General features: G+C 73.6%; 11 protein-coding genes. 6 read left to right on the top strand and 5 right to left on the bottom strand.

What is annotated here, in order from left to right:
- The first annotated feature begins 24 nt into the window (after nt 1-24).
- Genes ACFV9Q_RS03360 through ACFV9Q_RS03385 form a run of 6 tightly spaced genes read left to right on the top strand, consistent with a single transcriptional unit; the run spans nt 25 to nt 8,919 of the window.
- Entirely contained in the window at nt 25-1,428 is a 1,404-nt protein-coding gene (locus ACFV9Q_RS03360; RefSeq protein ID WP_377233145.1) for an ABC transporter substrate-binding protein, read from the top strand.
- On the top strand, nt 1,425-2,336 hold the full coding sequence (locus tag ACFV9Q_RS03365; RefSeq protein ID WP_377233146.1) for a carbohydrate ABC transporter permease: 912 nt from the start codon (nt 1,425-1,427) through the stop codon (nt 2,334-2,336). The genes ACFV9Q_RS03360 and ACFV9Q_RS03365 overlap by 4 nt, the downstream gene beginning before the upstream one ends.
- Entirely contained in the window at nt 2,333-3,253 is a 921-nt protein-coding gene (locus ACFV9Q_RS03370) for a carbohydrate ABC transporter permease (protein WP_377233147.1), read from the top strand. The genes ACFV9Q_RS03365 and ACFV9Q_RS03370 overlap by 4 nt, the downstream gene beginning before the upstream one ends.
- A gap of 30 nt (nt 3,254-3,283) precedes the next feature.
- Nucleotides 3,284-6,445, top strand: coding sequence for a hypothetical protein (locus ACFV9Q_RS03375; protein ID WP_377233148.1), 3,162 nt, complete (start codon nt 3,284-3,286; stop codon nt 6,443-6,445).
- Between the two features lie 35 nt (nt 6,446-6,480).
- On the top strand, nt 6,481-7,914 hold the full coding sequence (locus ACFV9Q_RS03380; protein WP_377233149.1) for a Gfo/Idh/MocA family protein: 1,434 nt from the start codon (nt 6,481-6,483) through the stop codon (nt 7,912-7,914).
- Between the two features lie 9 nt (nt 7,915-7,923).
- A complete protein-coding gene (locus ACFV9Q_RS03385) occupies nt 7,924-8,919 on the top strand; it encodes a LacI family DNA-binding transcriptional regulator (RefSeq protein WP_377233150.1) in 996 nt (331 codons plus the stop codon).
- A gap of 33 nt (nt 8,920-8,952) precedes the next feature.
- Here ACFV9Q_RS03385 and ACFV9Q_RS03390 read toward each other — a convergent pair whose 3' ends face one another.
- From ACFV9Q_RS03390 to ACFV9Q_RS03410, 5 genes are read right to left on the bottom strand one after another with little or no spacing between them, the layout of a single operon-like run.
- Nucleotides 8,953-10,038 (bottom strand): LLM class flavin-dependent oxidoreductase, encoded by a 1,086-nt coding sequence (locus tag ACFV9Q_RS03390; protein ID WP_377233151.1) that lies wholly within the window; start codon nt 10,036-10,038, stop codon nt 8,953-8,955.
- Between the two features lies 1 nt (nt 10,039).
- Nucleotides 10,040-11,416, bottom strand: a complete 1,377-nt coding sequence (locus ACFV9Q_RS03395) for an LLM class flavin-dependent oxidoreductase (RefSeq protein ID WP_377233152.1) — start codon at nt 11,414-11,416, stop codon at nt 10,040-10,042.
- On the bottom strand, nt 11,413-12,213 hold the full coding sequence (locus tag ACFV9Q_RS03400; protein ID WP_377233153.1) for an ABC transporter ATP-binding protein: 801 nt from the start codon (nt 12,211-12,213) through the stop codon (nt 11,413-11,415). Before ACFV9Q_RS03400 ends, ACFV9Q_RS03395 begins: the two co-directional genes overlap by 4 nt.
- Nucleotides 12,189-13,046 carry an ABC transporter permease gene (locus ACFV9Q_RS03405; RefSeq protein ID WP_377233154.1) on the bottom strand — a complete coding sequence of 286 codons (858 nt, stop codon included), beginning with the start codon at nt 13,044-13,046 and terminating at the stop codon, nt 12,189-12,191. Before ACFV9Q_RS03405 ends, ACFV9Q_RS03400 begins: the two co-directional genes overlap by 25 nt.
- A complete protein-coding gene (locus tag ACFV9Q_RS03410) occupies nt 13,043-14,146 on the bottom strand; it encodes an ABC transporter substrate-binding protein (protein WP_377233155.1) in 1,104 nt (367 codons plus the stop codon). Before ACFV9Q_RS03410 ends, ACFV9Q_RS03405 begins: the two co-directional genes overlap by 4 nt.
- Nucleotides 14,147-14,267 lie beyond the last annotated feature (121 nt).

Consider the following 14,267-nt stretch of genomic DNA (forward strand, 5'->3'; position numbering starts at 1 on the left):
CCGGAATCTACGAAGGGGTAGAGGATGCGACAGCGTCGTTGGAGCCGCGTCGGCGGTGTGGTCTCGAGTCTCGCGCTCGTCGGGCTCATGGTGAGCGGCTGCTCGGACGGGGCGGCCACGGGGGCGGAGGCGCAGGTCGGGGCGGCCTGCGACCCCGAGGCCGAGGTGACGATCACGGTCGGCGAGCGGCCGACGTCGGACCAGGCGGCCACGCTGGAGGCGTGGGAGAACGCGATCGCCGCGTTCGAGGAGCTGCACCCGAACATCACGATCGAGGACGAGGAGACCAAGTACGACGTCTCGACGTTCTCGGCGCTGCTGGTCGGCGGGACCCTGCCGACCACGCTGCAGGTGCCGTTCACGGACATCCAGGCTCTGATCGCCCGCGGGCAGGCCGCCGACATCACCACCCACGTCGAGGACGACGAGGTGCTGAGCCAGCTCAACCCGCAGGTCACGGGCGTCACGCAGGACGCGGAGGGGCACACGTTCGGCGTCGTCCGGGCCGCCTACACGATGGGCCTGGTGTACGACCGGGCGCTCTTCGAGCAGGCAGGCCTGGACCCGGACGCCCCGCCGGCTACCTGGGACGAGGTGCTGGACGCCGCCGCGACGATCTCGGAGAAGACGGGGGAGACGGGCTTCATCATCCCCACCACGGGCAACGTGGGCGGCTGGCTCCTGACGTCGATGGCGTACTCGAACGGCAGCCTCGTGCAGGAGACGGACGGCGACACGACGACCGTCACCCTGGACACCCCGGGGATGCGGGAGAGCCTGGAGTTCCTGCACGACGTGCGGTGGGGGCAGGACGCCGCCGGCGACAACTTCCTGCACGACAACAACACCGTCCGGGACGACCTCGCGGCGGGCTACATCGGCCAGAGCCTGAACGGCGCGAACCTCTACAACAGCGTCGTGATCGGGCGCGGCATGCCCGCCGAGGACTTCGGCCTGGCGCCCTTCCCGGCGGGCGACGACGCCGTCGGCGTGCTGGGCGGCGGCAACATCCAGTGGTTCAGCCCGAAGGCGACGCCGGACCAGCTCTGCGCCGCGCTGGAGTGGACCAAGTACTACTTCCTGGACCGCTACGTCGACGAGGAGGCGGCGACCACCTGGGCGGCGTCGCAGGTTGCGGACGACCTCCCCGTGGGCCTGCCCGAGGTGCCCGTCGTCTCCGAGGAGCAGTACGAGACCTTCCTCGGCTGGATCGAGCCGCAGGTCAACGTGCCGCGGGAGAACTACCAGGCCTACATCGACTCCCTGCCCGACGCGACGATCGTGCCGGAGCCCGCGGTCAAGGCGCAGGAGCTGTACGCCGCCCTCGACCCGGTGGCGCAGGCCGTGCTCACGCGGGAGGACGCCGACCCCGCCGAGCTGCTGCAGGCCGCCCAGGCGCAGGTGCAGGACCTCGTCGACGCCGGATGAGCGAGAACAAGACGTCCCCGGCCGCCGCGCTGCTCTCCTGGGTGCGCGGCGGCGGGGTCGGCACCCTCGTGATGTTCCTCCCGCTGCTGCTCACCTTCGGGTACTTCGCGTGGTGGCCGATCGCGAAGAGCCTGATCCTCGCGTTCCAGCGCACGGACCTGATGACCGAACCCACCTGGGTGGGGCTGAGCAACTTCGAGCGGGTGCTGGCCGACCCGCTGCTCTGGACGGCGCTCGGCAACACGGCGTGGTTCGCGGTGCTCGCCCTGGTGATCGGGTTCCCGCTGCCCATCCTGATGGCGGTGGTCATGGCGGAGCTGCGGCGCACCCGGCAGATCACGAGCGTGCTCGCCTACCTGCCCGTGATCATCCCGCCGGTGGTGAGCGTGCTGCTGTGGAAGCAGTTCTACGAGCCGTCGGACACGGGCCTGTTCAACAGCGTGCTCGCGCGGCTGGGCGTCGAGCCCGTCGGCTGGCTCCAGGAGCCGGCCCTCGCGATCCCGAGCATCGTGATCCAGTCGACCTGGGCGTCGGCGGGGACCGCGACGATCATCTACCTCGCGGCGCTCATGTCGATCCGTACCGAGCTGTACGACGCCGCCGAGGTCGACGGCGCGTCGATCCTGCAGCGCACCTGGCACGTCACGCTCCCGCAGCTGCGCGGCGTGATCCTGCTGATGCTGCTGCTCCAGCTCATCGGCACCATGCAGGTCTTCACGGAGCCGTTCGTCATGACCGGCGGCGGCCCGGAGAACCGCACCGTGACCCTGCTGATGCTCGTGTACAACTACGCCTTCCTCTCGGGCGACTTCGGCAAGGCCACGGCCCTCAGCCTGCTGCTCGCGGTCGGCCTGGGCCTCCTGTCCGCCGTCTACCTGCGGCTCACCCGGAAGTGGAGCGAGTCATGACCACCCTGACCACGAACCGGCGCAGCACCACCACCGACGCCGAGGAGCGGTCGAACGTGTCGACGCTCGACCGGTCGCGCCCGTCCGTGCGGATCACGACGCGCGTGCTCGCGGTGCTGCTCGTCGTCGCGCTGTGCCTCGTCGCCCTCGGCCCGCTGCTGTGGCTGTTCAAGGCCGCCCTGTCCACCAGCCAGGACATCCTGCGCGAGCCGTTCGCGTGGTGGCCCAGCGGTATCCAGTGGCAGAACCTCGGCGACGCCTGGTCGCAGATCCACGTGGGCCAGTACCTGCTCAACACCGTCTGGGTGGCCGCGGGGTGCTGGTTCTTCGGGCTGCTCGTCGCCCTGACCGGCGGCTACGGAATCGCGGTGCTGCGGCCCCGGTACGCCCGCGTGGTGAACGGGGCCGTGCTCGCGACCCTGTTCATCCCGGGCGTCGTGTCCCTGATCTCGCTCTACGTCACGGTGCTCGACCTGCCGCTGCTCGGCGTGAACCTCGTCAACACGTTCTGGGCGGTCTGGCTGCCGTCGGCGGCCAGCGCGTTCAACGTGCTGCTCGTCGCGCGCTTCTTCGACGGCCTGCCCCGGGACGTCTTCGAGGCGGCGCGGATCGACGGCGCGGGGGTGTTCCGCGTGTTCTGGTCGATCGTCCTGCCCATGTCGCGCCCCGTGCTCGGCGTGGTGTCCCTGCTGACGATCGTCGCGTCGTGGAAGGAGTTCCTCTGGCCGCTGCTCGTGCTGCCGTCGCCGGACCTCCAGCCGCTGTCGGTCGGCCTCTACCGGGTGGCCGACACGGCCCCGACCAACCTGCTGATGGCGGGGATGTTCATCTCGGTGGTCATCCCGGTCGTGCTCTTCCTGGTGTTCCAGCGCCAGTTCCTGCGGAGCGCCGGCCAGGCCGGCGCCGTGAAGGGCTGACCGATGACGGTCAGCCGGAGGGAGAACCACATGCGCGTCACCCTGGGACGGCCCCTGCGTGCCGTCCTCGCACTGCTCACCTCGACCACTCTGCTCGTCGGACTGCTCGCGGGCCTGAGCCTCGTAGCGCCCCCGACCGCCCACGCCGACCTCGCCGCCTCCGACTCGTTCCCCGGGTGGACCACCACGGTCTCCGGAACGCCCGAGTTCGTGGTCACCGCCGACACGGCCGACGCGCACGACGGCGCGGCCGCCGCCCGCGTCGACTTCGACACGCCGTACTCGGCCTCGTACGTGGACCTGCGGCAGAACATCCGCGCCAACGGCGGCGTCACCTACGACATGAGCGTGTGGGTCCGCACGCAGGACCTCTCCGCGTCCGACGCCGCCTACGTGGTGCTCAGCGGCGACCACTCCCAGCGCGTGGAGCTGCCGGCCGGCACCAACGGCTGGACCCGCCTGGAGTGGAGCCACACCCAGCCCGCGGGCAGCATGACCTTCGTCATGCGGTTCCTCGTGCGCGGCACCGGGACCGTCTGGTTCGACGACGCGCGGATGTCCGTCGCGGGCGACGACGAGAACCTCGTGGTCAACCCGTCGTTCGAGGAGCACGAGCCGCCGCCCGGCACGCTCGCGTTCGCCGACACCGCGCTCGTCTACGAGACGGGCGACGCGCACGTCGGGATCACGACCGCCGCCGCGAGCGTCGCGTGGGAGCTGCGCGCCTCCTCCGGGCAGCGGCTCGACACGGGGACGGCGGCCGTCACCGGCGGCGCGGCCTCGGTCGACCTGTCCGCGCTGCCCGCCGGTTACTACGGGCTCACGATCTCCATCACGGCGCCGGAACCCCTGACCCGCACCGGCACCCTGGCCGTCGTCGACCCGCCGGGCTCATCGGGGCCGAATACCCACGTGGGCGCCGCCGCCCACGTGAACCGCTACTCCGTCGACCAGATCGACGCCCTCATGGGGCCGCTCGGCGCCGGGACGGTCCGGGAGGGGCCGTCCTGGGACACGATCGAGACGTCGCCCGGGGTGTACGAGTTCCCCGCGCTGTTCGACGCCCAGATCGCGGCCGCGAAGGCCCGCGGGGAGCGGCCGATCGTCATCCTCGCCTACTTCAGCCGCTGGTACGACGGCGGCAAGACGCCCTCGTCGCCCGAGGGGATCGCCGCCTACGCCCGCTACGCCGCTGCCGCCGCCGAGCACTACGGGTCCGGCGTCGACTACGAGGTCTACAACGAGTTCAACCACACCTTCAACACCGGGGCCTGCGGCATGACCGCCGCCTGCTACCTCGACCTCCTCGCCCCGGCCGCCGCCGCGATCCACGCCGCCGCACCCGGCGCCCGTGTCGTCGGACCCGTCAGCGCCGGCGCGCGCTGGGACTTCATGGAGGACCTGTTCGCCCTCGGCGGCCTCGACCACCTCGACGCCGTCAGCTACCACACCTACGACTTCCCCGGCGCGCCCGAGAGCCGCACCGAGGCCGGCGTGGCGACCCTCCGCGGCCTCATCGACCAGTACGCACCCGGCTCCGACATCCCGATCTGGCTCAGCGAGCACGGCTGGCCGACGACGACCGGCGGCACGACCGAGCAGCAGCAGGCGGCCTACGTCGTCCGCTCGGCCGCGCTGCTCCAGGCCGCCGGCGTCGAACGCGTCGTCTACTACGAGCTCATCGACTCCGGCGCCAACCGCGCCGAGCCCGAGCACAACTTCGGCATCAGCCGGCTGCCGACCGGCGGCGGCACCGCGCTCACGCCCAAGCCCGCCTACCCGGCGCTCGCCGTCTACAACCGGCAGACGGCGGGGCGCACACTGACCCACCTGGAGCGCACCGGCGGCGCGGTCGTGGCCGACTTCACCGACGAGGCCGGCGGCGTCGTCCGGATGGTGTGGGCGACCGGCGACCAGGTGACCGTGGCCGTGGAGACCGGCCCCTCGTCCCGGATCGTCCGGGGCGACGGGCGGTCCTGGCGGGCGCTGCCGAACGCCACGGTGGAGCTGACCGTCGGGGGCGACCCGGTCTACGTCACGGGCGCGGTCGGCACCGCGACGGTCGTCGCCGACGCGGCGGTGCAGGTCGCGACGCCGGACCAGATCCCGCTCGGCGGGGGCGCGGCCGTCCCGGTGACCGTGGACCGCGCGGCCCTGGGCGTGACCGGGGACGTGAGCGTCGTCGGGCCCGTCGGCAGCGGGGTCACGCTGACCGGCACCGGCACCGAGGTGCAGGGGGTGCTCGACCTGGAGCCGATGCGCGAGGCGGGGGAGCGTCCCGTCGCCTACACCGTGCGCAGCGGCGACGCCGTGGTCGCGTACGTCGGCGACAGCGCCGAGGTCGTCCAGAACCCCGTGCTCTCGTTCGGGCCGGTCGCCGACAAGCGGGGCGACGTCGGCCTCGCGCTCGGCACCCGGAACCTCCCGGGCGGCGCCGCCGTCGACGTGGCCGACGTCGGCTGGAGCGTCGGCGAGGCGTCCGGCACCGTCCCCGGCTACTCGGTCGGGGCGGGGGAGGCGACGACGTCGGCGATCGGTGGTGCGGGCCTCATCCCGTGGCAGCCCACGAAGTTCGCGGTCTCGCTGACCGCGGCGGGGGAGACCCGGCGGCTGAACGGCACCACGGCGCTGGCCCCGGTCGCGAAGGAGCCGCACCGCGCCGCCGTCGTCGACTGGCGGGCGCGCGGCACCTACGTCGGGCTCAGCGGCGGTACGCCGGACGCGGACGACCTCGGCGGCACCTTCGCGCTGTCCTGGAGCGACCGCGGCCTGCGCGTGCGGGCGGTGCTGCGCGACGAGGACCACCAGCCCTCCGCCGCGGTGGACCGGCTCTGGGCGGGCGACTCGATCCAGTTCGCCGTCGCGCGCGGCCTGCCCGGCCAGGACCCGGCGTCCCGCGTCGAGCTCGGCATCCACCCCGGTGAGACGACAAGCGTCTACCGGTACACGGCGCCTGTCGGGACGGTCGACACCGTCCGGGCCAAGGTCGTGCGCAAGGCCGGGACCACGACCTACGACGTCGTGGTGCCCTGGGTCGAGCTCGGCGTGGACCCGAAGGACGGCGCGTTCTCGTTCTCCCTGCTGGCCAACGACAACGACGGCGGCACCCGCCAGGGGTTCCTGGAGTGGGGCAGCGGCATCGGGCCGAGCAAGAACGCCGCGCTCTTCGTCCCGGTCGTGCCGGTCCGTTGATCCACCTGCCCCCACGAACCCAAGAGGACACAGCCATGACACGCACCACCGACCGCCGCGCGCGGTACGCGCTCCTGGGCACGGGCGGCCGCGCCCAGCTCTACCTGGCCGCGCTCACCGGTCCCTACGCCGCGGAGGCCGAGCTCGTCGCCTGGGGCGACACCAACCCGGGCCGGCTCGACTGGAACGAACGGCGGCTGGCCGAGGCGGGGTACCCGGCGCCGGAACGCATCGACCTCGGCGCCGTCGCCGCCTACGTCGCCGGCGCGGGCATCGACCGGGTGATCGTCACCGCCCCGGACCACGCGCACGCCGACCTCGTGGTCGCCGCGCTGCACGGCGGCGCCGACGTCGTGGTCGAGAAGCCCCTGACGACCGACGCCGAGGGCGTGCGCCGCATCGCGGAGGCGGTCGAGGCCACCGGGCGCGACGTCGTCACGACCTTCAACTACCGGTACTCGCCGCGCAACGCCGCGCTGAAGGAGGTGGTCGCGCGCGGCGACATCGGCGAGGTCACCTCCGTGCACTTCGAGTGGCTCCTGGACACCTCGCACGGCGCCGACTACTTCCGCCGCTGGCACCGGCGCAAGGCGAGCTCCGGCGGGCTGCTCGTGCACAAGTCGTCCCACCACTTCGACCTCGTCAACTGGTGGCTCGCCGACCTCCCGACGCGCGTCTACGCCAGCGGCGGGCTGCGCTTCTACGGCGACGCGAACGCCGCCCGGCGCGGGCTGGGCCCGCGCCCGGCCCGCGGCACCCACGACGGCGCCGACCTCGACCCATTCGCGCTCGACCTGCGCGACCACGAGCTGCTGCGCGGCCTCTACCACGAGCAGGAGGCCTACGACGGGTACCTGCGCGACCAGGACGTGTTCTCCGCCGGGATCGACATCGAGGACAACCTGTCCGTGATCGTCGACTACGCGCGGGGCGCGACCATGACGTACGCGCTGAACGCGCACGCCCCCTGGGAGGGGTACACCGTCGCGATCAACGGCACCCGGGGCCGGGCGGAGCTCTCCGTCGTCGAGCGCGGGGCCGTCGAGTCCCGTGCCGCGGACCGGCCCGTCGACCCCTCGGCCCAGGGCGACGCCGCTGGTGGCGACAGTGCCGGCGCCGACCTGCGGCCCACCGGGGAACGCCTGCTGGTGCAGGAGCACTTCGGCGTCGCGCGCGAGATCGCCGTGCCGCAGGCCACGGGCGGGCACGGCGGCGCCGACGACGCGCTGCTCCGCGACCTCTTCCTGGGCGCGGGCGACGGCGCGGACCGCGACGAGCTCGGCCGCGCCGCGACCTGGCTCGACGGCGTCCGGGCGCTCGCCGTCGGCGTGGCGGGCAACGCGTCGCTGGCGGGTGGCCGGCCCGTCGTCGTCCGCGACCTCCCGTTCGGCGCGGCGCGGGAGGCGTTCGGCGACGACCTGGCCGACGTGCCCGCCGAGGTGCCCGGACCTGCGGCGACGGCTCGCTAGGATCATCGGATGGCGACACAACGCGCCGTGCGCCTGAGCGACGTCGCCGCGGTGGCCGGCGTCTCGAAGGCGACCGCCTCCAAGGCGCTCAACGACAGCCCGGTGGTCTCGCCGGCGACGAAGGCGCGCGTGCTGGAGGCGGCCGAGCGCCTCGACTTCCGGCCCAACGCGCTCGCCCAGTCGTTCGCGTCGGGCCGGAGCCGGACCGTCGGGCTGCTGACCCACCGCGCGACGGCGACGTTCTCCCGGCCGGTCGTCATGGGCGCCGTCCTGCGGCTCGGGAGCCGGGAGCGCGCCGCGCTCGTGTTCGACGGCCGCATAGACGCCCACCGCGACATGACCGAGAGCATCCGTACCCTCCAGGACCGGCGCATCGACGGCCTGCTCGTGGTCGGTTCCGGCTACGCGCGCGTGACCCCGTCGATCACGCACCAGTTCGAGGTCCCGGTGACCTACGCCTTCGCCGCGACCGACGACGCCGCCGACTACGCCTTCCTGCCCGACAACGAGCAGGCCGGGTACCTCGCGGGGCGCCACCTCGTCGAGCGCGGCCGGACCCGGATAGCGCACGTGACCGCGCAGGCCGACGACCTGGCGGTGCGGCGGCGCGCCGCGGGCCTGTCTCGGGCGCTGGCGGAGGCCGGGCTCGCGCCCGTCACGACCCTGCACGGGTCCTGGCGCCGGGAGTGGGGCGAGCAGGCCCTGCACCAGCTCGACGAGGGCGGGCAGCCCTTCGACGCCGTGTTCTGCGGTAACGACCACATCGGGTTCGGTGTGCTCGACGCCCTGGAGGCCCAGGGCCGCCGGGCCCCGGACGACCTCTCCGTGATCGGCGTCGACAACTGGGAGGAGGTCGTGATCGACCAGAAGCTGCGCCGCCTCACCACGATCGACCTCGACCTCATGGGCGTCGGACGGGTGGCGGCCGACAACGTCATCGAGCCGGCCGCCACCGGGGGAGAGCGGTTCGTCGAGCCGATCCTCGTCCAGGGTCCGTCCACCTGAACGGTTCCGCGGCGTGCGCGGCGAACCGGTCCGTCAGGGTTCCTGCTCGCCGCGGAGCAGGGGCACCAGCTCCCTGCCCTGCCGCTCGATCTCGGGCAGGTACGGGGTGTCGGACAGCACGAAGTGGGTGACGCCGAGCCGTTCGTACCTCCGCAGCGCGGCGGCGACCTCCTGCGCCGTCCCGACCAGCCAGGTCGTCCCGGCGCCACCACCACCGGCGCGGCCGGGCGCCGTGTAGAGGATGTCGTCCAGCACGTCGCCCCGCTCCGCCAGCTCCAGCAGCCGGCGCTGTCCGACGGCGGACGCCCTGCCCCACGGGCGGCCGCCGGGCTGCTCGTGGTTCGCCTGCGCGGCCAGCCGGGCGACCTTCGCCTCGGCGTCGGCCCACGCCTCCTCGGTGGTGTCCCGCACGAGCGTCGTGATGCGCAGCCCGAACTCCAGGGGCGCGTGCTCGCGCCCGAGCTCGGCCTCCAGGGCGCGCAGGCGGCCGATCCGTTCCGCGATGCCGTCCAGCGGCTCGCCCCAGAAGAGCTGCACGTCCGCCTCCGCGGCGGCGACCCGTTCGGCCGCCGCCGACGCGCCGCCGAAGTAGAGCCGCGGGTGGGGGCGGCCGGGCCGGGACACCGGGCGCTGGTCCAGCGTGGAGTCGGTGACCTGGAAGTGCTCGCCGGCGTACGTGACCGACTCCTGCGTCCAGAGCCGCCGCACGATCTGCAGGAACTCCCGGGTGCGCGCGTAGCGGTGCGCCTGGTCGCCCTCGGCGTCGCCGTACGCGGCCAGGTGGTCCTGCCCCGAGACGATGTTGATCCGCACGCGGCCGCCCGTCAGGTGGTCGAGCGTGGCCGCGGCCGAGGCAAGGTGCGCCGGGCGCCAGTACCCCGGCCGGACGGCGATCAGCGGCTCGAACGTCGTGGTCCGGGCGGCCAGGGCGGTGGCCACGGTGAACGTGTCCGGTCGGCCCCAGCTCGTGCCGAGCAGGGCGCCGTCCCAGCCGTGCTTCTCGAGCTGCGTGGCGTGCTCGGTCAGCGTGTCGAGGCTGTTGTGCCCGTGGGTCGCGTCGTCCCCGCGGTGGCCGGGGTGCGTCTGGTTGGGGATGTACCAGAGGATGTCGTCGGCCATGTCAGGCTCCCGTCGTGGTGCTCAGCGCCGCCGGGCGCCGGGTCGTCGCGTACCGGTTGGCCGGCCGGTCCAGCCCGTAGTGCTCGCGCAGCGTGGTGCCCTCGTACTCGCCGCGGAAGAGCCCGCGCTCGCGCAGGATCGACAGCACGTGGGCGGTGAACTGCTCCAGTCCGGACGGCAGCGCGGCGGGCATGATGTTGAACCCGTCGGCGGCCTCGGCGTCGTACCACTCCTGCAGCGCGTCGGCGACCTGCTCCGGGGTGCCCGCGAAGGTGCGGTGCCCGCGTCCGCCGCCGAGCCGGCCGATGAGCTGCCGCACCGTCAGCCGCTCGCGGCGGGCGAGCTCCACGATCAGCGTGTAGCGGCTCTTCGCGCCCTCGATCTCGTCCTCGTCGGGCAGGTCGGCCGGCAGCTCGCGGTCCAGCGGCAGGTCCTCGGGCGTCAGCCGCAGGGTGCGGGCGAGCTGGCGCTGCGCGAACTCCGGCCGGATGAGCTCGTCCAGCTCCCGCTCCTTGGCGCGGGCCTCGGCCTCGGTCGACCCGATCACCGGCACGATGCCGGGCAGGATCCGCACCCCGTCGGCGTCCCGGCCCGCAGCGACCGCGCGCGCCTTGAGGTCCCGGTAGAACGCCTGGGCGTCGCCGAGGCTCTGGTGGGCGGTGAAGACGGCCTCCGCGTGCCGCGCGGCCAGGTCCTTGCCGTCCTGGGACGACCCGGCCTGGACGATCAGCGGCCGGCCCTGCGGCGACCGCGGCACGTTGAGCGCGCCCGCCACGGAGAAGTGCCGGCCGACGTGCTCGGGCGGGTGGATCTTGGCGGAGTCGGCCCAGACGCCCGCGGCCTTGTCGGCCACGATCGCGTCGTCCTCCCACGAGTCCCAGAGCTTGTAGGCGACCTCCAGGAACTCGGCGGCCCGCGCGTAGCGCTCGGCGTGCGCGGGCTGGTCGTCCAGGCCGAAGTTCCGGGCGATCTCCGGTCCCGCCGTCGTCACCACGTTCCAGCCGACGCGGCCCGCGGAGACGTGGTCGATCGAGGCGAACCGCCGTGCGAGGTTGTACGGCGAGTTGTAGGTGGTCGACGCCGTCGCGATGAGCCCGATCCGCTCGGTGGCCGTCGCGAGGGCGGTGAGGACGATGAGCGGGTCGAGCGTGCCGGAGGGACGCCGTCCGACGTCGCCCTGCAGGCCCGGCCCGTCCGCGAAGAAGATCGAGTCGAGCTTGCCCTTCTCGGCGATCAGGGCGAGGCGGCGCAGGTGGGCGATGTCGTGGCCGGTGGCGTCGGGGCTGCTCTCCGGCAGGCGCCAGGACGCCTCGTGGTGCCCGCTGCTCATGAGGAACGCGTTGAGGTTGAGCCGTCCGGGACGGTGGTTCGCGGTCATGGGGTGTCCTCTCGGTCCAGGCCGAGCGCGTCGAGCAGCTCGGCGCGCAGCGTGCGGTGCGGTTCGTGGTCGAGGGCGTCGTGCGAGGTGTCCTGCGCTGCGCCGGGCGGGGTCCGGCGCTCCAGCACGATGCGGCCGGCGTCGAGGACGACCACCCGGTCGGCCAGCACGATCGCCTCGTCGACGTCGTGCGTGACCATCAGGACGGTGGGCCGGTGCCGCCGCAGCAGGTCGCGCAGCAGGTCGTGCATGCGCAGCCGGGTCAGCGCGTCGAGGGCGCCGAAGGGCTCGTCGGCGAGCAGGAGCTCCGGGCTGCGGGCCAGCGACCTGGCCAGCGACACGCGCTGCTGCTCGCCGCCGGACAGCTCGTTCGGCCAGGCCCGCTCGCGCCCGGCGAGCCCCACCTCGGCCAGCGCGGCGCGGCCGGCCGCGCGGGCCTCGGCCGGCGGGGCCTCGTAGCCCAGCACGACGTTGTCGAGCACGCGTGCCCAGGGCAGCAGCCGGGAGTCCTGGAAGACGACGGAGACGTTCCGGGGTACCTGCACCTCGCCCGATCCGCGCACGTCGTGGTCGAGCCCGGCGAGCGCCCGCAGCAGCGTGCTCTTGCCGGACCCGGACCGGCCGAGGATCGCGACGAACTCGCCCTCGATGATCTCCAGGTCGAGCCCGCTGAGCACGCCGGCGGGCGTCCCGTAGGTCCGCACCAGGTCGCGCACGACGACGGCGGGGCGTCCGGGGCCGCCCGTCCCGGCGGGCCGCCCGGTGGTCGTGGTCAGTCCTCCAGCGTGCGTCGCCATGTCAGCGCCTTCCTCTGCAGCAGGCGGACGGACCAGTCCGCGGTGTAGCCCAGGACGCCGTAGACCACGAGGCCCACGACGATGACCTCGGTCTGCCCGTAGGTGCGCGCGAGCTCCATCATGTAGCCGATGCCGGCGGTGCCGTTGACCTGCTCGACGACGACGAGCGCGAGCAGCGAGCCCGTCACCGCGAAGCGCAGGCCGAGCAGGAACCCGGGCAGCGCGCCGGGCAGCACCACGCGCGTGACGAACTGCCGGCGGCTCAGGCGGAGGGTCTCGGCGAGCTCGACGTACCGCTTGTCGATCGACCGCAGCCCGTTGTGGGTGTGGATGTAGACGGGGATGAACACGCCGAGGGCGATCGTGATCACCTTCATCTCCTCGCCGATCCCGAACCACAGGATGAGCAGCGGCAGCAGGGCGAGGTTCGGGACGGCGCGCTTGACCTGGATCGGCCCGTCGAGCAGGGCCTCACCGACGCGGCTCAGTCCCGAGAGCAGGGCGAGGACGACCCCCACCAGCACTCCCCAGAGCAGGCCCTGGGCGGCCCGCGCCAGCGAGACGCCCAGGTTCTCCAGCAGGTTGCCGTCGACCGCGAGGTCGACGGCGGTGGTCACCACGGTCCACGGGGCCGAGAGCACCCGCGGGTCGATGAGCCCGGTGGCCGAGCCTGCGGCCCAGACCGCCAGGAGCAGCGCGATGCCGGAGCCGGCGGCCAGCGGCACCGGCTTGCGCAGGCCGAGGCGGCGGATCCCCGGGCGGACGTCGGCCCCCGGCGCGGTCGCCGGCCGCCCGGCGGCGGCGGCCGGCCGGGCCTGGACGACGGCGGTCACGACGTGCTCCACGCCTGCTCGGCGGCCTCGCCGGCGACGGGACCGAACCGCTCGTCGAAGAGGTCGGCGGCGCGCAGCTCCGGCCGGTCGAGCTCACCGGCGAGCAGGTCGATCGTGTCCTGGGTGCGCTCGATCCCGTCGGTGAGGTCCGCCGGGACCTCGGGCCGGGCCGCGGTGTCGATGAGGTACTGCGCGTCGTCCTCGGTCAGCCCCTGGTCCTCGACGTAGTACTTCTCCTTCCAGATCTCGGGGTGCTCGTAGATCCAGACCCGTGCCTGGGCCCAGGCGGTGACGTACTGGCGCAGCGCGGCCGCCTTGGCGGGGTCGCGCACCACGTCGGTCGGGCCGTAGAGGTGGCTCGGGTCGTCCCGCAGGCCGTGGCGCAGGGACGTCGCGCCGTCGGTCGCGTACTTGTCGAGGTAGCGCAGCAGCGCGGTGCCGCCGACCGGGGCGACGTCGACCTCACCGGCGGCCAGCGCCGTGGGATACACGTCGCCCGTGGACGGCAGCTCGACCAGCTCGACGTCGTCCTGACCGAGCCCCGCCTCCCGCAGGGACTTCAGGACGAGCGCGCCCTGGGCCTGCCCGGGGCTGAACGCGATCCGCTTGCCGCGCAGGTCGGACAGGTCCGCCAGCTCGACGCCGGGAGCGCCGGCGAGCTCGTAGACGGGGTGCTCCGCCCAGTCCTCCCGGTACTGCGAGGCGTAGATCTGCACGTCGAGCCCGGTCCAGGCCGCGTGGATCGGCGGGATCTCGGCGACCGCGCCGATGTCCAGCACCCCCGCGTTGAACGCCTCGATGGTCTGCGGGCCGCCGGAGATGTTGGCCCACTCGATCTCGAAGTCGAAGTCCGAGTCGATCGCGTCGCCGGCGAGCTCGAAGGCCTTCTGCGTCGTGGGGTCGCCGATTGCGAGCGTGGTGCCCGCGGGCACCTCGGTGGGCAGCGCGGCGTCGGGGGAGAGGTTGCCAGCGCCGTCGTCGTCGGCCTGCGCGCCGACGGCGCAGCCGGAGGCGAGGAGCAAGAGGGCGACGGCAGCGGCGGCGGTGCGGTGGTTCGTCGGGCGGCGCGAGGCCGCTCTGGCGGGTGTGCGGAGGGGCATGAGGGCGTCCGATCGTCGGGGCCGGGTGTCTCCTGACGACCGCGAGGTATAGGTGCGCGTCCCGGGCTTGACCAGAGCCTGGGCGATTGCTCTCACTATGCGGACACTTGGGGGCGCCCGG

It is taken from the genome of Promicromonospora sp. NPDC059942, from assembly GCF_042731755.1.
Lineage (GTDB): Bacteria > Actinomycetota > Actinomycetes > Actinomycetales > Cellulomonadaceae > Promicromonospora.